This window comes from Promicromonospora sp. NPDC019610 (genome assembly GCF_044389365.1).
GTDB lineage: Bacteria > Actinomycetota > Actinomycetes > Actinomycetales > Cellulomonadaceae > Promicromonospora.
The window spans coordinates 438,732-462,101 of the sequence record NZ_JBIRXX010000002.1; the positions used below are offsets into that span (position 1 = coordinate 438,732).

At 72.7% G+C, this 23,370-nt stretch carries 14 protein-coding genes; 6 read left to right on the plus strand and 8 right to left on the minus strand.

Going from position 1 to position 23,370, the window contains the following annotated elements; all coding sequences use genetic code 11:
- Window positions 1-5 precede the first annotated feature (5 nt).
- Entirely contained in the window at window positions 6-2,183 is a 2,178-nt protein-coding gene (locus ACH45N_RS13575; protein WP_397394620.1) for a LuxR C-terminal-related transcriptional regulator, read from the minus strand.
- A gap of 584 nt (window positions 2,184-2,767) precedes the next feature.
- Here ACH45N_RS13575 and ACH45N_RS13580 point away from each other — a divergent pair.
- A complete protein-coding gene (locus tag ACH45N_RS13580; protein WP_397394621.1) occupies window positions 2,768-6,958 on the plus strand; it encodes a choice-of-anchor G family protein in 4,191 nt (1,396 codons plus the stop codon).
- Between the two features lie 84 nt (window positions 6,959-7,042).
- Here the strand turns inward: ACH45N_RS13580 and ACH45N_RS13585 are convergent, their stop codons facing one another.
- The 4 genes from ACH45N_RS13585 to ACH45N_RS13600 form a co-directional block, all read right to left on the minus strand.
- A complete protein-coding gene (locus ACH45N_RS13585) occupies window positions 7,043-7,525 on the minus strand; it encodes a hypothetical protein (RefSeq protein ID WP_397394623.1) in 483 nt (160 codons plus the stop codon).
- 231 nt (window positions 7,526-7,756) lie between these two features.
- Window positions 7,757-13,813, minus strand: coding sequence for an Ig-like domain-containing protein (locus ACH45N_RS13590; RefSeq protein WP_397394625.1), 6,057 nt, complete (start codon window positions 13,811-13,813; stop codon window positions 7,757-7,759).
- A gap of 150 nt (window positions 13,814-13,963) precedes the next feature.
- Window positions 13,964-14,296 carry a ribosomal protein L7/L12 gene (locus ACH45N_RS13595; RefSeq protein WP_397394627.1) on the minus strand — a complete coding sequence of 111 codons (333 nt, stop codon included), beginning with the start codon at window positions 14,294-14,296 and terminating at the stop codon, window positions 13,964-13,966.
- A 17-nt stretch (window positions 14,297-14,313) separates the two neighbouring features.
- Entirely contained in the window at window positions 14,314-15,093 is a 780-nt protein-coding gene (locus ACH45N_RS13600) for a class I SAM-dependent methyltransferase (RefSeq protein ID WP_397394629.1), read from the minus strand.
- Between the two features lie 121 nt (window positions 15,094-15,214).
- Here ACH45N_RS13600 and ACH45N_RS13605 point away from each other — a divergent pair, with 121 nt between their 5' ends.
- From ACH45N_RS13605 to ACH45N_RS13615, 3 genes are read left to right on the plus strand one after another with little or no spacing between them, the layout of a single operon-like run.
- Window positions 15,215-15,427 (plus strand): heavy-metal-associated domain-containing protein, encoded by a 213-nt coding sequence (locus ACH45N_RS13605; protein ID WP_285107046.1) that lies wholly within the window; start codon window positions 15,215-15,217, stop codon window positions 15,425-15,427.
- Window positions 15,424-16,389, plus strand: coding sequence for a heavy-metal-associated domain-containing protein (locus tag ACH45N_RS13610; RefSeq protein ID WP_397394632.1), 966 nt, complete (start codon window positions 15,424-15,426; stop codon window positions 16,387-16,389). Before ACH45N_RS13605 ends, ACH45N_RS13610 begins: the two co-directional genes overlap by 4 nt.
- Window positions 16,389-18,647: a heavy metal translocating P-type ATPase gene (locus ACH45N_RS13615; RefSeq protein ID WP_397394634.1), complete on the plus strand. Its 2,259-nt coding sequence runs from the start codon at window positions 16,389-16,391 to the stop codon at window positions 18,645-18,647. Before ACH45N_RS13610 ends, ACH45N_RS13615 begins: the two co-directional genes overlap by 1 nt.
- A 74-nt stretch (window positions 18,648-18,721) precedes the next feature.
- Here ACH45N_RS13615 and ACH45N_RS13620 read toward each other — a convergent pair whose 3' ends face one another.
- Complete coding sequence (locus tag ACH45N_RS13620; protein ID WP_285107052.1) at window positions 18,722-19,279, minus strand: NADPH-dependent FMN reductase; 558 nt, start codon at window positions 19,277-19,279, stop codon at window positions 18,722-18,724.
- 170 nt (window positions 19,280-19,449) lie between these two features.
- Between ACH45N_RS13620 and ACH45N_RS13625 the strand changes: the two genes are divergently transcribed.
- Entirely contained in the window at window positions 19,450-19,878 is a 429-nt protein-coding gene (locus ACH45N_RS13625) for a winged helix-turn-helix transcriptional regulator (RefSeq protein ID WP_397394636.1), read from the plus strand.
- A 52-nt stretch (window positions 19,879-19,930) separates the two neighbouring features.
- Here ACH45N_RS13625 and ACH45N_RS13630 read toward each other — a convergent pair whose 3' ends face one another.
- Window positions 19,931-20,500, minus strand: coding sequence for a TetR family transcriptional regulator (locus ACH45N_RS13630; protein WP_397394638.1), 570 nt, complete (start codon window positions 20,498-20,500; stop codon window positions 19,931-19,933).
- A 93-nt stretch (window positions 20,501-20,593) separates the two neighbouring features.
- Between ACH45N_RS13630 and ACH45N_RS13635 the strand changes: the two genes are divergently transcribed.
- Window positions 20,594-22,111 carry an MFS transporter gene (locus tag ACH45N_RS13635; protein ID WP_397394640.1) on the plus strand — a complete coding sequence of 506 codons (1,518 nt, stop codon included), beginning with the start codon at window positions 20,594-20,596 and terminating at the stop codon, window positions 22,109-22,111.
- A gap of 57 nt (window positions 22,112-22,168) precedes the next feature.
- Here ACH45N_RS13635 and wecB read toward each other — a convergent pair whose 3' ends face one another.
- Window positions 22,169-23,344 carry a non-hydrolyzing UDP-N-acetylglucosamine 2-epimerase gene (gene wecB, locus ACH45N_RS13640; RefSeq protein WP_397394642.1) on the minus strand — a complete coding sequence of 392 codons (1,176 nt, stop codon included), beginning with the start codon at window positions 23,342-23,344 and terminating at the stop codon, window positions 22,169-22,171.
- Between the last annotated feature and the right edge of the window lie 26 nt (window positions 23,345-23,370).

The window sequence follows — 23,370 nt, forward strand, 5'->3', positions numbered from 1 at the left end:
GGCGGTCAGGCGTCCTCGGTGAGCCACACCGGCGGGTGGGTCCTGGCCAGCTCGGTCAGGTCCCGCCGGTCGCGCACGTGCAGCACCGCGTAGATCTGGCGGAAGCGGTTGGCGACCGTCCGCAGTGAGATGTAGGCGATCTCGGCGATCTGCGCGTTGGTCGTGCCGCGCAGCGCCAGGCGGACGATCTCACGCTCGTCCTCGTTCAGCCCGTCCCAGCTGCGCTCGTCCGGGGTGTCGTGCCCGGCGAGGCAGGCGTCGATCGCCTGGCCCCAGCCGGGCACCCCGGCGAGGCGCGCCAGCGTCCGCGCCTCGCGGAGCGCCGGTTCGGCGTTGGTGCGATCGCCGCGCATCAGGCTGTACCGGCCGTAGGCGATCAGTGTCCGCAGGCGCTGCCACGGCGAGGCCGGCGACAGTGCGCCAGGCAGCCACTCGTCGACGCCGGCGGGGCCGGCCCCGCGGCCGGCCAGGACGGCCCGCATCCGCGCGTGGGCCGCGCCCGTGTCGGCGTCGGCCCGCTCGTCCGGGTGCACGGGCGGGTCGATCAGCCCCCAGACCGGCCGCGGGAGCGTGTCGCCGGTCCGGTCGTGGACCAGCGCGGCCTCGACGAGGTCGGCCCGGGCCTGGACGCGGCCCCGGTACGGCCAGGGGCAGCGTTCGAGCCCGATCGTGAGGAGCTCGGCGGCGTGCTCCACGTGCCCGACGGCGAGGTGTGCCGTGCCGAGGTCCACGGCGAACTCGCCCAGCGACCGGGTCGACCACGCCCCGGACCGCGTCGGCAGGTCGATCGCGGGCCCCCGGCCGTCGAGCATGGCCGTCGTCGCCGCCTGAAGGCCCCGGACCGGGAGCCAGTCCTGGATGCTGGGTCGTAGGTCGGTCGCGCGGTCGAGGTGCGCGCGGGCGTCCGCGGCCCGGCCGTCGAACATCGCGACCCGCGCCCCCGCGAGGTCCCGGGCGACGATCTCCGCGACCGACCGCCCCTCGGCCGGGCCCGACTGCTCCTCCAGGAGCCGGCGGGCACCCGGCCCGTCGCCCAGCAGCAGCCGGCCGCGCACCTGGACGCACAGGCCCACCCAGTGCGGGTCGGGCCGCGACCCGATCAGGCCCAGGTCGGCGCGCAGCGTCGCGGGGTCGGCGAGCCGGCCCGTGTGCTCCAGCTCGACCAGTGCGGCGGCGGCCCGCTGCCCGGCGGTGCGGGTCGTGGGATCGACGCCGGTCGGGTCCCGCCACCACAGGTGGTCGGTCCACTCGGCGCCGGCCACGAGCGGCGCCCACCGGCCGGCGCCGTCCTCGGCCCAGGTGGTCCCCGTCAGGAGCGTCACTCCGGCCGCCCGCGCGGCAGCGCGCGGCTCGGCGCCCACCTCGGCCATCCCGGCGACGTCGTCCAGGTGCAGGCCGTCCAGGATCGCCTCGGCGACGGTCGCGGACCCGGCGAAGGCGGGCCGCCCCGCGTCGTCGGCGGGCGTGGTCCGGAGCTCCTCGCGCAGCAGGGCCAGCAGCGGGTAGCGGTCCGCGCCCGCCTCGTCCGCCTCCGGCCCGTCCACGAGGTCGCGGTACGCGCGCCGGGCCGCCGGGCCCACGGTGCGCGGGCCGGCCCACTCGGTGTCGCCGCGCTGCTGGGCGGGGCTGAGCCCGTCGGCCAGCTCGAGCGCGATCCGCGGGTTGCCTGCGCTCCACCGCAGCAGCCGGCCCGCCACGTCGGAGGCGACCGGCAGGCCGAGCTCGGTGTCCAGCAGGAGGCGCAGCGACCGTTCGTCCAGCGGCTCCACGTCGAGCACCTCGACGTCGTCCGGCAGCCGGCCCGGGGCGACACGCCGCGCAGCGACCACGATCCGCCAGTCCCGCTCGTACGCGGCGTCGCCGAGCTGCTGCAGCCACGCTGCGCGGCTGGGCGAGAGCACCTCGACGTCGTCGACGAAGAGCACGCGGGGGCCGGTGGCCGCGAGCCCGATGCCGGCGCCCACGGCCTCCAGGAGGCCGACGGGCTCGACCTCGTAGCCGGGTCCCGGGTCCGCGGGCCCGGCCTGCTTCGCCAGGTCCAGGCGGTCCCGGCCCACCAGGCCGTGCGCGTACGGCCGCGACGAGCACGACCGCACGACACGCACGGCCGACGCCTGCGCACCGATCCGGTGCAGCGCGGCCAGGACCGTCACACTCTTGCCGATACCGCTGAGACCGCTCACGACCAGGGTCGCCGGGTCCAGGCCGGTCGCGAACGCTCCGATGACTCGCAGCTCTCGATCCCGCCCGTGAACCACACGGTCCAGCCCCCTGCTGCCCGCGGCCGCCGCCCACCCGGAGGAGTCCGAGAGCGCCGAAACCGCCGGTCCGCTTTCTGGACCCACGTTTCGTTCCTTTCCAGAAGGCTCCATGAATACCGCCGGAGCTTCCTGTGGGGAGCATATGACATCGGGTGAATTGTGCGAGATATCGACACGATCTGCGGATCCCGGCACCGGCGTGGCGGCGCGTATCCGCCCGCTGGCTGGCAGAACGCGCCTGAGGTACTTTTCACCCGCTCCCTTTCTTGGTTTCCCGGGCATTGTGTGCTGCCTACCGAATTGCCGGGTCAATGGCGTTCCGGAATGTCCTTGGTTGCATCAACGCAACCTCCGGTGCATCACCGTGCACCCGTGCACGATTGTCCTTTGCGCGTGGCAGGTACCCGGGAACGTGTGTCTTCTGAGACCGGGTCCGCAGCATCCTCGTCGCGGCCTGCAGTCCCCAGACGCCGTCACGAGACGCGCGAACGTGAGGAGTGATCTTCGTGATTCCGACGCATGTGCCGACAGGTCGTACCAGGAGACGAGCCGGCGCGAGGTGGCGCCGTGGCCTCGCCGTGGTCGCCGCCTCAGCCCTCATCGCCACGACGGCGGGCCTCCCCGCCGCGGCCGTGGACAACTACCCCGACGAGCCCGCGGAGGCCGCGGCCTCCGTGCTGGCGGCCGAGCTGATGCAGCAGGCGCTGCTGGGCGCGGCGACCTCCGACGCGGGGTCGGTGAGCAACCCGGGGCCCAACACCGAGAACCTGGACGTTGATGTCCTGGGCTCGCAGGTGCTCCAGCTCGGTGACCTCCAGCTCCCCGTGGACCAGTTCCTCGACTTCGGCCAGATCGGCGCCCTTGCCAGCACGAGCGAGGCGTCCGGCCCGGCCGACGCGCACGCCGTGTCCGGCCTGCTCGGGGCCGACGGCGGCGTCACGCTCGACGGAGCGGAGGACGCGTTCGGCACGGCCAGCATCGACGTCCTGTCGCTGGCCCGGCTCGCCGGCGTCGACGGCATCTCGGACGCGGTGGTCGACCAGCTCACGATCGAGCTCGGCGCCCTGGCTGCAGAGGTCACCGCCGAGGACGGCGTGATCCTCGACCCCGACGGCGGGGTGACCGGCCCGGGCCAGTACCGGCTCGGCGACGGCACCCTCCTGCTCCACTCCCCGGTCATCGAGGACGCCGCGGCCACGATCTTCGACATCGGCGGCGCCGTCGACTCGCAGATAGAGACGCTGGTCAACGACACGTTCGACGTGTCAGAGCTGACCGCGCTGCTCTCCGCGGTGCCCGGGATCCCGGAGCCGACGGTCACGGTGGACTCGAACATGCAGGAGACGCTGTTCCAGTCCGTGGTGGGCGAGCCCATCACCTCGGCGAACCAGCTCGTGAGCATCGACTTCTCCACCGGTGAGCTGCAGCTTCACCTGGAGCACCTGGTCGAGGGCAACGACCCCTGGGGCGGCGGCGACGACGTCGGCATGAACGGCCTGGCGCCCAACTACGAGGTGCTGGACGACCAGACGTACCCGCAGATCGCCGAGGGCGTGCACGAGATCATGCAGGAGGCCACGCGCATCATGATCGGCGCGATCGAGGACTCCCTGAACGCGGTGACGATCAACATCGCGTTCTTCGACGAGTCCCCGCTCGGCACGCTCGACGTGTCGTGGTCCGTGCCCCTGGCGGACGCCGTGAACGGCGACTTCCCGCAGGTCGTGAACAACAGCACGGGCACGCAGGCGATCACCGGCACGCTGCTGGCCACGGCGATCAACGGCCTCGGCAACGCTGCGGCGCCGATCTTCGGCACGGTCTACGACCTCGTGATCAGCGACGAGGGCGACCAGATCTTCGACCTGCTGATCAACGACCTGAAGTCGGGCATCACCTCGACCATCGGGGCGGCCCTGTCGCCCGTGTTCGACGTGCTCGTCCAGTTCGTCTCCCTGCAGATCAACCACCAGGAGACCGCGACCTGCACCACGGCGGGCGGCGACGAGCTGCTCGGCCAGGTCGAGGTGTCCGCGCTCAGCCTGGGCCTGGTCCAGTCGGCCGACGCCGGCCGCATCGGGCTCGGCAACGCCGGCGTCCGCGTCGACGCCTGCGACCTCGCGGCCCTCGCCCCGACCCTGACGGTGGACCCGGCGGAGGTCGCGCCGGGCGCCACCACCACGGTGACGGGCGCGGGCTACACGCCGGACGCCACCGTCACGGTGCAGCTCACCGACGCGGACGGCAACCCGGTCGGTGACCCGGTCACGGTCGACACCGACGCGGACGGCGGCTTCACGACGCCGCTGGTGGTGCCGGAGGACGCCGAGCCGGGCGACTACACCGTCGTCGGCACGGACGACACGACGGGCACACCGGCCGAGGCGCCGCTCGCGGTGACCGAGGCGCCGGCGATCACCCCGGAGCTGACGGTCGACCCGACCGAGGTGACCCCGGGTGAGTGCACGGTGGTCTCGGGGACCGGCTATACGCCGGACGCCACGGTGACGGTCCAGCTCACGGACACCGACGGCAACCCGCTGGGCGAGGCGGTCACCGCCGACACCGACGGCACCGGCGCGTTCACGGCCGACCTGTGCGTCCCGGACGACGCCGAGCCGGGTGACTACGCGGTGGTCGGTACCGACGACACCACGGGCACGCCTGCCGAGGCGCCGCTGACGGTCACTCCCGCCGCGGCGGTCACCCCGGCGATCACGGTCACCCCCGAGGAGGTCGCCCCGGGCGGCACGACGACGGTGACCGGTACGGGATACACGCCGGCCGCCACCGTGACGGTGCAGCTCACCGACGCGGACGGCAACCCGGTCGGTGACCCGGTCACCGTGGACACCGACGCCGAGGGTGGCTTCACGACGCCGCTGGTGGTGCCGGAGGACGCCGAGCCGGGCGACTTCACCGTCGTCGGCACGGACGACACGACGGGCACCCCCGCGGAGGCGCCGTTGACCGTGATCACGGCCGCCGAGCAGTGCGAGACGGCGCCCGCGATCACGGTGACGCCCGCCTCCGTGCCCGCGGGCGGGACGGTGACGGTGGTCGGCACGGGCTTCCCGGCCGGCGGCGACGTCACGGTCCAGCTCGTCGACGCCGACGGCGCACCCGTCGGTGACCCGGTCACGGTGACCGCCGACGACGCCTGCGGGTTCACGACGGACTACGTGGTCCCCGAGGACACCGAGCCCGGTGACTACGAGGTCGGTGCCGAGCCCGAGGACGGCAGCGAGGGCGCCACCGCGCCGCTCACCGTCGAGGGCCTCGCCGACATCACGCCGGCGATCGTGGTCGACCCGTCCGAGGCGGCCCCGGGGGACGACGTGGTCGTCACCGGCACCGGCTACACGCCGGACGCGACGGTGGACCTGGAGATCGCCGGCGCCCAGGGCGTGCTCTACACGGCCCTCGTCCCGACCGACGCCGACGGCGCGTTCGAGCACGAGGTGCCGCTGCCCGAGGACGCGGCCCTGGCCGAGTACGAGGTGACCGGCACCGACGTCCCGACCGGGATCCCGGCGACCGCGAGCCTGCGGATCGTGGCGGACCCGTCCGCGATCACGCCGATTCTGGTGCTCAGCCCGTCCGAGGTCGCCCCGGGCGGCACCACGGAGGTGACGGGCGAGGGGTTCACGCCGGACTCGACGGCCACGGTGCAGCTGACGGAGCCGGACGACGACCCCGTCGGCGACCCGGTCGCCGTCGACACCGACGAGAACGGTGCCTTCGTCACCGACCTGAGCGTGCCCGAGGACGCCACCCCGGCCGACTACCCGGTGGTCGGTACCGACGACACCACCGGTGCGACGGCCGAGGTGGTGCTGACCGTCGCGGCGGCACCCGGCGCGGAGGAGTGCACGGATCCGACCCTGGTGGCGGACCCGAGCACCGTCGAGGCCGGTGGTGACGTCACGGTCACCGGCACGGGCTTCCCCACGGGGGTGGACGTCAGCATCACGCTGACCGACGCCGCCGGGGAGCCGGTCGGCGAGCCCGTCGTGGTGGTCCCGGACGACACGTGCGGGTTCACCGTCACCATCACGGTCCCGGAGGACGCCGAGCCGGGCCTCCACGTGATCGTCGCCGAGCCGGAGGACGGCAGCGAGGGCGCCGAGGTGCCGATCGAGGTCTCCGCCGACGGCGCCCGCGCGCTGCGGGCGTGGTTCGCGAAGGACTCGGTGGTCGCGGGGGACAGCCAGACGTTCTCGGCCTCCGGCTTCGAGCCGGGCGAGCTCGTCAGCGGCGCGGTCCGGTCCTCGGAGGTCGTGCTGACCACCAGGGCGGCCGACGAGAACGGCACGGTGCGGTGGACCTTCACGGTCCCGGCGGGCCTGTCGACCGGGACCCACGTCGGCATCGCGACGAGCGCCGCCGCGGGGGACTCCGCCCTGGCGCGGTTCCAGGTCCAGCCGACCTCCCTGGACGGTTCGGGCGGTGGCGCCAGTGGCGCCGGTGACGCCGGTGACGGCTCGGGCGACGGTTCGGGCGGTGGGAACGGCGGCGGTTCCGGGGCCGGCGGCGGCCTCGCGGCCACCGGCGCGGACGTCGCGACCCTCGTGACGACCACGCTCCTGCTGCTCGCGGCAGGCGCGCTCCTGGTCCGACGCCGGCGCGAGCTCGGCCAGGCGCTGGCGACGGCCCTGGGCCGGATGCCGGAGGAGGAGGACCCGACCATCCGCTGACCGGGTTCCCCGCCTGCCGGGGACTCGGCCGGCAACGAGCCGGCCCGGTGCGACGCACGTCGCACCGGGCCGGCTCCGTGCGTGCTACGCGGCGAGGGAGGCCGCGAACTGCGCGAAGAACCCGTCGATCTCGGCCGCCTCGTAGACCTGGCGGCCGAGCACGAGCGCCAGCTCGTCGCAGCAGTGCTCGGCACACCAGGACCGGACCTCGGCGGCCTCGAAGAGGTCCCACGACGGGCTCAGGTTGGACCGCAGCCCCGCACGGACGAAGCAGGCCGCGGGAGCGAGGTCGTCGAAGAAGGCCCAGCCGTCGCCGACGTCGACGGCCGCGCCGCGGTGCACGCTCAGCCCGGCCGCCTCGCTCGCCGGCGGGAGCGAGGCATGGTCGACGACGGCGCAGTAGCCGCCGTGCCCGACGGGTCCCCGAGCGCCGGGATGATTGCCGTAGCTCCGGCAGAGTGCTGTCTCCATGTCGTTGCCGGCGGTGAGCCTGCCGTCCGTCAGGCCGGCGGTCAAGGCGTGCGTGAGCATCGCGGTCCTCGCGTTCGAGATCCAGGTCGTGGGCACGAATCGGTGCAGAGCGGACCAGTTGGTCGAACCCGGCGTCGGCGGCAGCGTACCGACAAGTAGCACATTTCGCCTGGGCAGGCGCGAGTCCGGGTGCGGAACGAGGAAAGTGCGCTTCTACCCCGCCATCTGGCCCGAAACCAGCTCGGTTTCGGGCCCGATGGCGGGGTAGAAGCGCACTCTCGGGAGCACTCCCCGGGGGTTAGACGAGTCGGGGTGTGCCGGCCGGCGTCAGCTGTTCCAGTTCGAGACCTGGTACAGCTTTCCGTCGACCATGAAGGCGACCTCGGCGCCGTTGTACTTCGAACTCATGAAGCACGAGAGCGTTCTGTTGCCGCTTGCCCCGTTCATCGGGTACTTGGTGCTGCCCTCCCAGGTCCGGGGGTGCCCGTCGTGGATGTCGTGCCAGTAGGTCGGGCTGTCCTGGTCGTACCGCTGGGTGTTGCCCGCCCAGCAGGCCGCCTGGTGGTTGCCCGTGTCGAAGCCCGACCAGTTCAGCACCCAGTGGCGGCACCTGTCGCAACCGGCATCACCGCCCACGGTCACCCAGGCCCGCGGCGTCAGGGCGTTCGCCGAGTCGCAGGCCTGCGCGGTGCGGTTCTGGGAGTCGGTGACCGTGACGCACGCCTTCTTGTTCTGCCCCTCGCCGGCCGTGGCCGACGCGGTGCCGTTCTTGGCCGTGCTGGTGATCGCGCCGGTCACCCGCGCGGTGGTGGGCAGGCCGTTCTCCGCCCGTGCGTCCCACGTGAACGTGACCTTGCCGATCCCGGCGGTCGCCGTGATCGTCGGCGTCTTCGGCGGGCCGTACGGCTTCACCCCGTTCGAGGCGGCGGACCAGTCCGAGCAGGCGTCGGCGTTGCACGCCCGCACCCGGAACGTGTACGACGTCCCGTTGGTCAGGCCCTTGTACGTGTACGTGGTGGTGTTGCCCGCGCTGGGGTGATCGGCGCCGTTGTTGTACGTGACCTCGTACCGAGGGCTCCTGCCGCGGAACTTGTCGGCCGGGATCGCGGTCCAGCTCACGTCCGCCTGGTTGCTCGTGTTCGACCCGAGTCTCGCCGAGGGCGTGCTCGGGTCGTCCGGCACGCCGAACGGCACCACCGCGTTCGACTGCGGACTGGCCTTGGACGTGCCGGCCTTGTTCTCGGCCTGGACCGTGAACGTGTAGGTCGAGCTGGGGTTCAGGTCCTGGACCGCCTTCGACGTACCCGTGACGGGGATGGTCTTGACCTTCGAGCCGTCCTTGTACACGTCGAGGTAGTACTTCTTCACGGCGTCGCCGTTGTTGGCCGGGGCCGTCCATGACACGGTGATCTGGCCGCCCACGCCCGTGTCGACGCGCTGCGCGGTCGGCGCGGCCGGCTGCGCCGGGGGCGCCGCCGGGGTCTCCGGCGCGGAGGGGTCGCTCCAGTCCGACGGGCTGTCCGCCTCGTTCTTGGCCTGCACCCGCACCGTGTACGCCGTGCCGTTGTCCAGCCCTGTCCACCTGACCGAGGTGTTCTCGACGCACGCCTTCTGGGTCACGTTGTTCGCCGGCGCGGGGCTGATCTCCAGGTTGACGCACTCGATCGGCGAACGGTCCGTGTAGGCCCGGTTCTTCCAGCTGACCATCAGGCTCTGGTTGTCGAAGTCGAGCGTCGGGGGCTCGGGCTTGTCCGGCTTCTCGTCGGGACGCACCTCGCGGGACGCCGGCGACGGGTCGGACTCGTCCACCTCGTTGGTCGCGGTGACCGTGAACCGGTACTTCACGTTGTTCTTGAGCCCGTCGAACGTGCAGGTGGTCGTCGTGCAGGCGTGCTCCTGACCGTTCTGCGTCCGCAGCGTGTACCCCGTGATCTCCGACCCGTTGTTGTTGGGCTGGTCCCAGCTCAGCACGACCGTCTCCGAACGGACCTCCTCGACCCGCGGTGCGCGGGGTGCCTCGGGGCGGCCGAGCACCGTCAGCTTCGCGATGCCGTCGACCTCGCGGTCGGGATCACCGGTCGCGTCCTGCACGCGGTAGCGCACGGTCATGACGCCGGTGAAGTCGGTACCCGGGGTGACGATGACCTCGGAGCCGTTGTGCGTGACCTCGCCCTGGCCCGTCTCCCGCGTCGCGTCGACGACCTTGAGCGGGGTCTCCGGGAACGGGTTGGTGTCGTTGGCGAGCACCGGGACCGTGGTGGCCTCGCCCTGGTGGGCGTTCAGCACCACGTCCGGCGTCGTCTTGGCCCGCTCCCGGGTCGACGGCACCACCTGGACGGTCAGCTCCGCCTCCACGGGCGGGTTCTTGCCGTCGGAGACCGTCATGGGGAGCTCCTGGAACGTGCCCTTCGGAACCGACGCGTCGACCTCGCCACGCACCGTCGTGCCCGTCACGGACGTCTTGAACTTCTCGGTGCCCGTGACCTCGAAGGTCAGCGGGTCCTTGTCCGGGTCCCTGGCGTACCGCGACAGGTCCACCTCGGCCATCTCGGCGGGGGCGACCTTGAGCACCGGCGTACCGGTGATCTTGGGCGGCATGTTCTTGGACGGGGTCACGTCGATCGGCAGCGTCAGCACCGCCGTCAGGCCCTCGGTGTCGTCCGGCCCCTTGCCGTCGGTCACCTCGAAGCTGACCGACGCGGCGCCGGCGTAGTCCGCGGTGGAGGTGTAGACGATCGTGTCGTGGTCCTCGACCGCGACCGTGCCCTCCAGCGCCTTGACCGTCCGGTCCTCGGTGATCCGCGGCTTCTTGCCGTCGCGCACCACCACGTACTCCGCGATGTCGATCGTCAGCGGCTCGCCGCTGGTCGCCTTGAGCGGCTCCAGGCCCGGCTTGACGTGCGGCCGTGCCTGGTCGCCCGGCACGCGGACGAACGCCTTGGCCTCCTGGTCGTCCATGTCGGTCACGGTGTAGGTGATGACCTGGGCGTCCTGCGCCAGCTTCACCTTCACGGCGCCGGACTCGGTGACGGTCACGCCCTCCTGGTCGGTGTCCACGGAGACCTTGAGGTCGGCGGCCACGCCGTCCGGGTCCACGTCGTTCGCCTTGACGTCCACGGTCACCGTCGAGGAGCCCTCGACGTCGTCCGCCGTCACCACGTCGTCGTGGGCGATCGGCCGCAGCAGCGGCGCGTTCTTGTCCACGTTCACGGTGATGGCGCCGCTGGCACGCGCCTTGTAGGTGTCCTGGATGCCGTAGTAGAAGGAGTAGGGGCCCTCGGTGTCGGGTGCGGTGACCACGACGTCGTCGTCCACCGCCTGGGGTTCGAGGTCGCCCGTGCCCTCGAACCCCTTCGCCACGAGTCCGATCTGGTTGCCGTCGGGGTCCGAGTCGTTCTCCAGGGCCGCGACCGCGACCGTCCGGCCGGGCCGCACCGTCGTCTCGTCGTCGACCGCCTGCGGGTCCTGGTTGGACGCCGGGGGCACTGCGATGCCGACCCGGACGACGCCCTCGGCGGGGGCGCCGCGGGTGTCGGTGACCTGGTAGGTGAAGGTGTCCAGGCCCGCCGAGCCCGCGGAGGCCGCGTAGTCGATGAACCCGTCCACGATGGTGGCGGTGCCCTGCGAGGGCGCCGCGGAGATCGAGCTCAGGGAGACGTGGTCGCCGTCGGGGTCCGTGCCGTCCAGCGGCAGCGGGATGCGGACGACGCCCTCGCTCAGCACCCGCGCCTCGATGTCGGGCAGCTGCGGGGCGGAGTTCTCCGGTGCGTCGAGCACGTTGATCGTGACCTGGGCCGAGTCCTTCTGGCCGTTGGCGTCCCGCACCTCGTAGACGGCGTGGTACGTCCCGGCCTCCTGACCGGCCCGGAACCGCACCGTGTCCTCCGAGACGAACGCCTCTCCCACCGCGGCCGGCGGCGACTCCTGCAGCTCGTCGGTCAGCGTCAGCTCCAGGCCGTCCGGGTGGGTGTCGTTCTTCAGCACCGGGATCGTCACCACGTCACCGACGTGCACCGTCGCCTCGTCGGGACCCGCTTCCGGCGGACGCAGCTGCGCCGGCGCCGGGATCGGCACCACGCGCACCTGGCCGGTGGACGTGCTCGTGCCGTTCGCCACCTTGTAGCTCAGGGTCACGGGACCCTCCAGGCGCTTGAGCTCCGAGACCTTGAGGATCTGGTGGTTGAGCACCGACACGGTCACCGGCGCGTCGCCGGGCACGGTGACGCCCTGCACCACGAGCACACCGCCCGCGGGGTCGGTGTCGTTGGCGAGCACGTCCACCAGGGCGGTGCCGCCGGCCGGCAGCAGCACCTGGTCGGAGACCGCGACCGGGGCCCCGGACTCCTCCGGCGGCTCCACGACGTCCACGCGCACCAGGCCCATCGTCGGCGCGAGGCCGTCGCTCACGTGATAGATCACGTCGTACGCGCCGGGGGTGTCCGACTGGAACTTGAAGGTCTCGGCCGTGGCGTTGGTCGTGATCGTCGCGCCCTGCTTGTCGTCGACCCGGATCAGCCGGAAGTCGTCGCCGTTGGGGTCGAAGTCGTTGGCCACCGGATCCACCGTCACGGGCTCGCCGGCCAGCACGGCCACGTGGTCCTGCACCGCGACCGGCGGCACGTTGGTGGCGACCACGTTGACGATCAGCGTGCCCGGGAAGGACTGGCCCATGGCGTCCGACACCAGGACGTCGACGATCTTGTTGCCCGTCACGGTGCCGCCGTCCCGGAACTCGACGGTGCCGTCCGGCCGGAACCGCACCTCGTCCAGGGGGTCGGCCGTGGTGGCGCTGGACAGGAACAGGTCGTCGCCGTCCGGGTCCTTGAAGTACGGCAGCACCTTGATGGTGCCGAGGCCGCCCTGGCCCACCGCGAGCACCGGCTTGCCCGGCTGCTCGGGGGCGTTGTTCTCCTCCAGCGGCACCACCTTGACGTCCACGGAGCCCTCGTCGGTGCCGCGCCGGCCGTCGCTCACCTCGTACGTGAAGCTGGTGGTCCCGGTCGCGTCCGCCGGCACGTTCGCCTGCAGCGCCGCGCCGTCGAGCACGCGGTCCACCGCGATGTCGCCCTCGACCTCACCCTTGACCGCGGCCACCATCACGTCGCCGTCCTGGTCCGAGTCGTTGCCCAGCACGTTGAGCACCGTGGTGCGGCCGGGCCGCACGCCGAACGTGTCGTCCGTCGCCTGGGGCGGACGGTTGGGCTTGCTCCGGTCGGTCACGGCCTTGTCGACCTGCTCCGGCGTGGCCTGTTCGGTCTCGGTCTTGTCGCCCTTGCCGTCCTTGCGGACCGTGAAGTCCCACTCGTCGACCATCTCGAACTTCTCGGCGGCCATCCACAGCAGGCCGCCCGTCATGTCGTTGAGCACGATCACGTTCCGGTTGACCCGGTAGACCAGGTTCATCCCGGCGCTCACGCCCTCGAGCACCTGGTTGACGTCGTTGTGCGAACCCTCGCAGTCCCGGATCACCTGGCCGCCGGCCCACGCCCCGTAGAGGCAGCCGCCGAGCTGCACGGGTGCGGACGGCGTGCCGCCGGGGCCCTGGAAGCCCAGAGTGGTCGGCTTCCCGCCGCCGACCGGGACCGTCACCAGCGCCTTCGGGCTGGCCAGCACCACGTTCTTCGCCTCGTCGGAGGGCTGCTGCAGCATGCTCTGCGCGCCCTCCTCGATCGTCACGGTGTCGCCGCCCGGCAGCACGAGGTTGCCGGTGGACTGGTCCAGCACCACGGGCTTGTCGCCCACCGCGGAGACCAGCACCGTGGCGTCGGCGCTCACGGGGAGCGACGTCTCGTCGGCGTCCTCGGCGACGCCCTGCGAGCTGGTGGGGATCGTGTAGAGCTTGCCGTCGGCCGGCACGGCCAGGAACACGGTGCCGTCCTTGCCCACCGCGAGCCTTCCGCCCTTGCCCGCCTCGACCGTGGGCTTGAGCTCCTTCTCGTCGAACGCCGCGGAGTCGAACGGGATCACCCACGCCTTGCCGGTCTCGCCGTCGTACACCGCCGTGGTGGCGCCGCCCGCGGCGACCTGCGCGCCCGCCGGGTAGTTCATGGTGGTGTCGAACGCGAGCTGCGCCGGGTTCACCGGGCTCGCGGACGAGCTGCCCGAGCTGTCGAGGAGCACGCGCTGGGCGTTCTGCTCCACGTCGAAGCTCCCCCCGCCGGCCACGAGCACACCGTCGATGGTCTTGGCCTCGTAGTTGAACCGGCCGAGGTTGCCCTTCGACGTCTGGGTCACCCAGACGCCCGAGTCGTTCAGGTCGACGTCAGCGGTGGCCTCGCCGTCGTACAGGAGCGCAAAGCCGACCAGCCCCGCGCCGAAGAGTGCCACCACCCCCACCGACACGACCGACCGACGGTTCTCAAATACGCGTGAGGCAAAGCTCATGCGTCCTCCTGATCATCACTCCACAAAAAGAAAGCCCGCCCGGCCACTACACAGGCGCGACGTCGGTAACCCTACCGATCGGGGAGGTGAATTGTCGCCGAAATGAGGTTTTGCGGGGAGCGTCCGCACGGGCCGGGAGAGGGGTGGCGGTCAGGAGCTGCGGTCGTCGGCGGGACCCTGCTCCGCCCGGCGGTCAACCCACACCTTCGCCTCGACGAGCCCGAGGCCGGTGGCTTCCCGGTACTGCTTGATCGCCTGGATCCGGCGGTCGGACCAGATGTGCCGGTCGATCTCGGCCAGGGTTTCCGGCGAGATCCCGTCGGCGGTCGGCCATTCGATATCGAGATGATCGAGGATCAGGTCGACCTTTCGCTCGACCCGCTCGATTGCCTTTCCGCTCTCGCGCAGGTGCCCGCTGACGGTCAGGTACAGGAACAGCAGGACGACGAATATGGCGACGGGAACGATCTCCAGGGGAAACATGTCCCGACCGTAGCGGTTCAGGCCCGCCGCGCGAGCAGGCTGAACGTGTTGGGCACCCGCCCGTCCCAGGCGGCGGCGGTGAAGCCCTCGGGGCGCCAGAAGGGCTCGGGGTGCTCGTCCAGCTCCTCGATCTCGAAGCCCGCGCGCAGGCACGTCGTGACGATGCCCGCGAGCGTGTGCTGCCGCTCCACGGCGCCGTTGCCGGGAAAGGTGTCGTTGACGTGCGCTGGGGCGAAGTAGCCGCGGTCGGGGCGCACCTGGATCTCGTCGGCGTCCCAGTCCCACAGGGGCACCAGCGGGTGCGCCTCGTAGACGTAGATCCGGCCGCCCGGCCGGAGCAGGCGGTGCGCCTCCGTGAAGAACGCGTCCAGGTCGGCGAGCCAGATCAGGGCGCCCTTGCCGGTGTAGACCAGGTCGGCGCAGCCTGTCTCCAGGCCGCTCGCGGGCAGGGTCGCCCGGGTGTACCGGCACGGCAGGCCGAGCTCGTCCGCCCGTCGCTGGGCGCTGGAGACGGCGGCCTCGCTGTAGTCGAGCCCGTGCACGGAGCGCGCCCCGAGGCGCGCGAGCGCGAGGTCGTCGAGCCCGTGGCCGCTCATCGGGTGCACCACGTCGGCGCCGGTCACGAGGTCGCCGAGGGCGACGACCTCGACGGGCAGGAGCTCCGCGGTGCGGGCCAGCTCGAGGTGCTCGGCGTACTCGTCCTCGTACTTGCGCGCCGCGACGGCCCAGGCGGCCCGCGTCTCGTTCCCGGTGGCGTCCATCGCGCCACCCTCCCAGGGGCGGAGGGTGCGACGCACGACTTTTCCGTCGGGCGAGGGTGCGTGCGATGTTGCGCGGGATACCCCTCAGGGGTATATGGTGAGCGACATACGGTTACCCCCTAGGGGTAGCAAGGTATCAACACCGAGAGGCGAGACGATGACGACGAGCGAGTACCAGGTGACGGGGATGACCTGCGGGCACTGCGAGATGTCGGTGCGCGGCGAGGTGAGCCGTCTCCCGGGGGTGGAGCAGGTCGACGTGAGCGCGGCGACCGGCCGGCTCGTGGTCCGCAGCGCCGCGGCGCTGGACGAGGCCGCGGTCCTGGCCGCCGTGGACGAGGCGGGATACGAGGCGGCGCGTCTCTCATGAACGCGCCCCAGCGGCTGGGCCTGTACGGCGGAGGGCTCGCGGCGCTGTTCGTCGCGTCCTTCGCCGTGGCGGGCGCGGTCGTCCCGGAGGCCTCGGTCGTCGCCTGGTCGGCGGCGGCCGGGGCCGACGGGGCCGACGACATGGAGATGGCCGGCACCGGCGCGGGCCACGGCGACGCGGGCGGGGGGTCCGGCGAGGAGCCGGCCGGATCCCACGGCCAGGCCGGCGCCGCCCCGGCGCCGGTGCGCGGGCTCTCGCTGGAGCAGGACGGCCTGCTCCTGAGCCCGGTGTCGGTCCCGGACGAGGTGGGCGAGCGGGGCACGCTCTCGTTCTCGATCACGTCGGCCGACGGCGCGGCGGTGACCGAGTTCGCCACGGAGCACGACAAGGAGCTGCACCTGGTCGTCGTCCGCTCGGACGGCGAGCTGTTCCGGCACGTGCACCCCACGATGTCGGCCGACGGCGTCTGGTCGCTGCCGTGGACCTGGGACGAGGCGGGCGCCTACCGCGTGCTCGCGGACTTCGTCCCCGAGGCGACCGGTGAGAACGTGACCCTCGGCCGGACGGTCGACGTCGCGGGCGACCTCGACTCCCGGCCGGCGACGGCGGTGTCGGCGTCCGACACGACCGCCGGCTACACCGCGACCCTCACGGGCGACCTGAGCGCGAGCGGGGAGTCGACGCTGACGGCGACCGTCACGCACGACGGCGAGCCGGTCACGGACCTGGAGCCGTACCTCGGCGCCTTCGGGCACCTCGTCGCGCTGCGCGACGGTGACCTGGCCTACCTGCACGTGCACCCCGAGGGCGACGAGCCCGCGCCGGGTGCGGTGTCCGGGCCGGACGTCACGTTCCTGACCGAGGCGCCCACCGCGGGCCGCTACCTGCTGTACCTGGACTTCAAGGTGGACGGGGACGTGCACACCGCGCGCTTCGTCCTGGACACGGAGGGGAGGCGCTGATGTCCGGCACCACGTCCCGCACGGACGAGCCGACGACCACGGTCGACCTGGAGATCGGCGGCATGACCTGCGCGTCGTGCGCCATGCGGATCGAGAAGAAGCTCAACCGTCTCGACGGCGTCACGGCGAGCGTCAACTACGCCACCGAGAAGGCGAAGGTCACCGCGCCCGCCGGGTACGACCTCGCCGCGCTCGTCGCGGAGGTCGAGAAGACCGGCTACACCGCCGTCCTGCCCGCGCCCCCCGAGGCGCCCGCGGACGACGACGGCGCGAACGGCGCGCAGGACCGGGAGCTGTCCGCGCTGCGGGACCGGCTGATCACGACGGTCGTGCTGACCGTGCCGGTGATCGCGCTCGCGATGGTCCCGGCCTGGCAGTTCACGTACTGGCAGTGGGCGTCGCTCGTCCTGGCGGCCCCCGTCGCGCTCTGGGGGGCCTGGCCGTTCCACCGGGCGGCGTGGACCAACCTGCGGCACGGCGCGGCCACCATGGACACGCTCGTCTCGGTGGGGGTGCTGGCCGGCTTCGGCTGGTCCCTGTACGCGCTGTTCCTCGGCACGGCGGGGGAGCCCGGGATGACGCACGGGTTCGAGCTGACGGTCGCGCCGTCCGACGGGGCCGCCAACATCTACCTGGAGGTGGCTACCGGCGTCACGATGTTCGTGCTGGCCGGGCGCTACTTCGAGAAGCGGTCCAAGCGCCGGGCGGGCGCCGCGCTGCGCGCGCTGCTGGAGCTGGGCGCCAAGGACGTCGCGGTGCTGCGCGGCGGGGCCGAGACCCGCGTGCCGGTCGAGAGCCTGGCCGTGGGCGACGAGTTCGTGGTGCGGCCGGGGGAGAAGGTCGCGACCGACGGCGTGGTCGTCGCCGGCTCGTCCGCGATCGACGCGTCGCTGCTCACGGGGGAGTCCGTCCCGGTCGAGGTGGGTGTCGGCGACACCGTGGCCGGGGCGACGGTGAACTCGGGCGGCCGCCTGGTCGTGCGGGCCACGGAGGTCGGGTCGGGCACCCAGCTCGCGCGGATCGCGCGCCTGGTCGAGGACGCCCAGTCCGGCAAGGCGGAGATCCAGCGCCTGGCCGACCGGGTCTCCGGGATCTTCGTGCCGGTGGTCATCGCGATCGCGGTGGCGACCCTGGGCTTCTGGCTCGGCGCCGGGTACCCCGCGGCGGCCGGGCTGACCGCCGCCGTCGCGGTGCTGATCATCGCCTGCCCCTGCGCCCTCGGGCTGGCCACGCCCACCGCGCTGCTCGTGGGCACCGGTCGCGGGGCGCAGCTCGGCATCCTCATCAAGGGGCCGGAGGTGCTCGAGTCCACCCGCAAGGTCGACACCGTGGTGCTCGACAAGACCGGCACCGTCACCACCGGGCGGATGACGCTCCAGGAGACCGTCCCGGCCGACGGCACCTCGCGCGCGGAGCTGCTGCGGCTCGCGGGCGCCCTGGAGGACGCCTCCGAGCACCCCGTGGCGCAGGCCGTCGCCAAGGGCGCCACCCAGGAGGTCGGCGACCTGCCGGTCCCGGAGTCGTTCGAGAGCGTCCAGGGCCAGGGCGTGCAGGGCGTCGTCGACGGGCACGCCGTCGTCGTCGGGCGCGAGAGCCTGCTCGCCGACTGGTCGCAGTACCTGCCCGACGACCTGGCCCGGGCCAAGGCGCGCGCCGAGGGCGAGGGCCGGACCGTGGTCGCCGTCGGCTGGGACGGGCAGGCCCGCGGCATCCTGGTGGTGGCCGACCAGGTCAAGCCGACCAGCGCCGACGCCGTCGCTCAGCTCGTGGCGCTCGGGCTCACGCCCGTGCTGCTCACCGGCGACAACCGGGCCGTGGCCGAGCAGGTCGCCGCCGCGGTGGGGATCACGGAGGTGATCGCCGAGGTGATGCCGCAGGACAAGGCCGACGTCGTGGCGAAGCTGCAGGCCGAGGGCAGGATCGTCGCGATGGTGGGGGACGGCGTCAACGACGCCCCGGCGCTCGCGCAGGCCGACCTGGGCCTGGCGATGGGCACGGGCACGGACGCCGCGATCGAGGCCGCGGACATCACGCTGGTGCGTGGCGACCTCACCGCCGCCGCCGACGCGATCCGGCTGTCGCGCCGCACGCTCGGCACCATCCGGACCAACCTGTTCTGGGCCTTCGGGTACAACGTCGCCGCGATCCCGCTGGCGGCCCTCGGCCTGCTCAACCCGATGCTGGCCGGCGCCGCGATGGCGTTCTCCAGCGTCTTCGTGGTCGGCAACAGCCTGCGGCTGCGCACCTTCCGCCGCTGACTCCCTGTTGAGTGCGGGGTATCTGCGCTTCTGGACCGCACAGAAGCGCAGATACCCCGCACTCAGCGGGCTGGTCAGGCGTGCAGGGGCTCCAGCGCGCCGGACCAGGCGACCGTCTGGTCGAGCAGCGTGTCCAGGGCCGGGGTCAGGTGCTCGCCCGGCTTGAACACCGAGTAGTTCTCGAACTCGGTGATCAGCGACAGCGCGACCTGCTGCCGCACCGTGGCGACCTGCAGCTCCGCGAGGATGAGGCGCAGGTGCTCCGCGGCGCGGGCGCCGCCGACGCCGCCGTAGGAGACGATGCCGGCCGCCTTGTTGTTCCACTCGCCGTAGACGAAGTCGAGGGCGTTCTTGAGCACGCCCGAGGTGGAGTGGTTGTACTCCGGCGTCACGAACACGTAGCCGTCGAACTCGGCCACCTTCGCGGCCCACTCCTTGGTGTGGTCGTGGGCGTACTGGCCCATCGCCGGGGACATGGGCTCGTCGAGGTGGGGCAGGGGGTAGTCCGCCAGGTCGACGAGCTCGAACTCGGCGTCCGTGCGCTGCGACGCGATCTCGTAGACCCACTTGGCCACGGCCTCGCCGTTCCGGCCGGGGCGGGTGCTGCCGAGGATGATTCCGATCTTGAGCATTGCTCGTCCTTCGCTTCCGGGAGTGCTGTCGGTGGACCGCCCGGACGCGGGAACGAACGCGGGGCCGGGGTGGTTGGTCCACGTGACACAACAGTGCGGAAACACGGGTAATCCAGCTTTCGAAGACGCACTTCGGAGTGCGTCGGTAACCGGAGAGGAAGCAATGCGGCATGGTGCGGATCTCGCGTGACACGCGTCTGGACAGCCTGGCGGCCAGGATGCCCGGGGGCCCCGACTCGCCGTGCGACAGCGAGACGCACGAGCTGACCCGGGACCTCATGGGCCAGGTCGCCGACCGGTGGACGCTGCTCGTGGTGGCCGCCCTCTCCGACGGCCCGCAGCGCTTCTCCGCCATCCAGTCGGTCGTGGCCGGCGTCTCGCACCGGATGCTCAGCAAGACCCTGCGCGGCCTGGTGCGGGACGGCATGATCACGCGCACCGCCTACGCCGAGGTGCCGCCACGCGTCGAGTACGAGCTGACCCCGCTCGGCTGGAAGCTCATGGACCTGGCGCACGGTTTCGTGGACTGGGCGCAGGACCACGGGCAGCAGCTCCGCGAGAGCCGCGCCCGGTTCGACCTGGGGAGCGAGACGGTCTGACGGCGGTGCGGCTGGACGGCGGTGCGGTCTGACGGCGGTGCGGCCGCCGGCGTCAGCCCGGGGGAGCGGCGAGCGCCAGCAGCTGCTCGCGCAGCCGCGCCAGCTCCTCCGGCGTCGGCTCGCCGCCCCAGGCGGGCTGCGCGCTCGCGCCGTCCGCCGCCGCCACCACGAGCGAGAGCACGTCCTCGGGCAGGCCGTCCGCCCGCAGGTCGTCGTTCCACCGGCGCGCGTCCGCGCGGGCCAGGTCGATGACGGCGTCCACGCTCGACAGGTGCGCGATCACCACCAGCGCGTCCCGGGAGGCCGCGGCGTCCAGCGCGCCGTCGATCGACACGCGCACGTAGGCGCGGGTGAGGCGGCCGGGGGCGTCGTCGTCGGCCGGGATCGCGGCGAGCACCGCCGTGCGGAACCGCTCCAGCCAGTCGGTCGCCAGCGCGAGGTGCAGGTCGTGCTTGTTCGCGAAGTGGTAGAGCAGCCCGCCCTTGGACACGCCCGCCCGGCGCGCGACGTCGTCCAGGCTGGCCGACACCCCGCGCTCGCGGACCAGCCGGCTCGCGGCATCCAGGATCGCCGCGCGCGTCTGCTCCGGGCTCCTGCCCGCCGTCCGGCCCACTGCCACCACCTCGTCTCCGTCGCACCGCCCGGCACGCACTATAGGCCGCGTCACACACTCCGTCCTAGAAAACTGTACCGGCTGGACGGTACAGTTAAGCAGGTGACCGCTCCTGCTCCCCTTCTCTCCGTGCGCCGCCGGTGGGCCGCGCTCGCCGTCCTCGTGCTGGCGGTCGGCCTGCTGGCGATCGACGGCACCGTGCTCTACCTGGCCGTGCCGTCGCTCACCCGCGACCTCGCGCCCACCGCCACGCAGGTCCTGTGGATCGGCGACATCTACTCCCTGGCGATCGCCGGGCTGCTCGTCACCATGGGCACGCTCGCCGACCGGATCGGCCGCAAGAAGCTGCTGCTCGTCGGCGCGACGGCGTTCGGCGTCGCCTCGGCCCTCGCTGCCTTCGCGCCGAACGCGGAGACCCTGATCGCCGCCCGTCTGCTGCTCGGCGTCGCGGGGGCCACGATCATGCCCTCGACGCTGTCCCTGATCCGCACGCTGTTCCCCGACGCCGCGGAGCGCAGCCGCGCCATCGCCGTCTGGTCCGCGGCGGCGGGCGGCGGCGCCGCTGTCGGGCCCCTGGTCGGCGGGCTGCTGCTGGAGCACTTCTGGTGGGGCTCGGTCTTCCTCGTCAACGTGCCCGTCGTGCTGGTCCTGGTGGTCGCCGGCGCCGTGCTGCTGCCCGAGGCCAAGGACCCGCACCCCGGCCGCCTCGACCTGCTGTCCGTGCTCCTGTCGTTCGCCGCCGTGATGCCGCTCGTCTGGGCCATCAAGCACGCCGCATCCGAGGGCGTCGACGCGCTCGCGATCGGCGTGCTGGCGCTCGCGGTGGGCTCCGGCGTCTGGTTCGTGCGGCGGCAGAACCGGCTCGCGGCCGACGGGCGCGGCCCGCTGCTCGACGTCGGCCTGTTCAAGGTCCCGGCGTTCAGCGGTGCCGTGGCGGCCAACCTCATCGCGATCTTCGCGCTGACCGGCATGCTGTTCTTCTTCTCGCAGTACCTGCAGCTCGTGCGCGGGTTCTCGCCGCTGGTCGCGGGCGTCGCGGAGCTGCCCGCCACCCTCGCGTCCATCGCGGTGGTCGTCGTGGTGGGCTGGTCGCTGCGCCGGTTCGGCCGCGGCCGCGCCATCGCGCTCGGGCTGGCGGTCACGGCACTCGGCATGGTCGCGATCGCCGTGGCCGAGGGCGCCGACCACTACGTGTGGCTCGCGCTCGCCCTGGTACCGGCCGGCCTCGGCGTGGGGCTCGCGATGACCCTGACGACGGACGCCGTGGTCTCCGCCGTCCCGCCGGCCAAGGCGGGCGGGGCCTCGGCGATCTCCGAGACGGCGTACGAGCTCGGCGTCGCGCTGGGCGTCGCCGTGCTCGGTTCGCTGGTCACCCTCGGGTACCAGGGCCGGGTCGCCCTGCCTGCGGGTCTGGCACCCGACGCCGCGGCCCAGGCGGGCGACTCGCTCGCCTCGGCGGTCGCCGTGGCGGGGGAGCAGGCGGCCGGGCTGGAGGCCGCTGTGCTGGACACGGCGCGCGAGGCGTTCGTCGCGTCGCTGCAGACGACGTGCGTGGTGGCGGCGGTGCTGGTCGCGGTGGCCGCCGTCGTCGCGTGGCGGCTGATCCCGAACGAGCGGTGAGGGCGCGGGTGCCCGACCTCCCAGCAGGTCGGGCACCCGCGCCGGCTGGGGGCGCCGTCAGCGGGCCAGGGCCGCCGTCCACGCGGTCACGTCGCCCTCGCGGCGGCCCGAGAGCATGTTCTCGATGACGTCGACCACGCGTTCGGCCGCGTGGCCGTCGCCGAACGGGCTGGGGGCGGAGGCCATGCGGCGGTGGAGCTCCCGGTCGGCGAGCAACCTGCTGACCGTGTCCGCGATGTGCGTCGTGTCGGTGCCGACCAGCACGCCCCCGCCGGCCTCGAGCAGCTCGGGCCGCTCGGTGGTGTCGCGCGTGACCACGACGGGCACGTCGAAGGCCGGCGCCTCCTCCTGGATCCCGCCCGAGTCGGTGACCACGAGACTGGCGCGGGACAGGACACGGCAGAGCTCCGCGTAGGGGAGCGGCTCCGTGAGCAGGATGTTCGGCGAGTGCGCGACCTCCGGCACGATCGCCTCGCGCACCTTCGGGTTGCCGTGCAGCGGCAGCACCAGGGTGACGTCCGGGAACCTCGCCGCGACCTGGACGAGGGCCCGGGCGACCTGGGCGATCCCGTCGTCCCAGGACTCACGCCGGTGCGCCGTCACCAGGACCAGGCGCCTGCCGTCCTGCAGGGCCGCCTCCAGTGCGGGGTCGCCGATCCGGACGGGCCGGGACGCCGTGTACATCAGTGCGTCGATGACGGTGTTGCCGGTGACGACGACGTCCTGCTCCGGGACGTGCTCGCGATGCAGGTTGTGCGCGGCACCCAGAGTGGGCGCGCAGTGCCGGGTGGCCACGGCGGTGATGAACTTGCGGTTGCCCTCCTCGGGGAACGGCGAGTAGACGTCGCCCGTGCGCAGGCCCGCCTCGACGTGCACCACCGGGATCTGCCGGTGGTAGGCGGTCAGCGCCCCGGCGAACGCAGTGGTTGTGTCGCCCTGCACGACGACGGCGTCCACCGGGTGCGTGTCGAGGTACTCGCTGAAGCCGCGGATGGCGCCGACGAGGAGGTCGTCGAGCGACTGCCCGCGCCGGAGCAGGCCGAGATCGTGGTCCGGGACGATGCCGAAGAGCGTGTTGACCTGGTCGAGCATGGCCCGGTGCTGCCCGGAGGTGACCACCAGCGGGACGTCCCGGTTGCGGCGCCGCAGCTCGTTGACGACCGGGGCGAGCTTCACGGCCTCGGGCCTGGTCCCGTACAGCACCGCGATCTGGCGGCTACGCGAGGAGTTCATCTCAGCTCTTTCTGCTCGGAGGGCGG